Consider the following 303-nt stretch of genomic DNA (forward strand, 5'->3'; position numbering starts at 1 on the left):
GGATACGGGATTCTCCGGAGGGGCTGGCGTTCGGACGGTGGCTCTTCCGATCTTGGCGGGCCGGTCCAAGCGCGGGACCACGAGTTCGTCGCCCGGTCGAAGGAACTCGAGCACGGTCGCCAGGTCGGCTCGACCGTCGCGGCTGCCACCGGAGACCTTCCCCCAACGAATGACCCCCCAGCCCTCGGCCTTCAGCCGGGTGAACTGCCCGTCGAGGGCCTTATCGAGGGTGCTGACGCGGGCGTAACCGGTGCGGGCCATGTTTTGTAACCCCAAGCTTTAGGCCCGAGGCTACCTTGTCAA

General features: G+C 66.7%; 1 protein-coding gene. It reads right to left on the reverse strand.

Annotated features, from left to right (window positions below; all coding sequences use genetic code 11):
- Nucleotides 1-261 (reverse strand): recombinase family protein (locus tag MKK51_RS12960; protein ID WP_243977610.1); only part of this gene is annotated, 261 nt, incomplete at its 3' end.
- Nucleotides 262-303: the final 42 nt, after the last annotated feature.

Source organism: Methylobacterium sp. E-045, assembly GCF_022829685.1.
GTDB lineage: Bacteria > Pseudomonadota > Alphaproteobacteria > Rhizobiales > Beijerinckiaceae > Methylobacterium.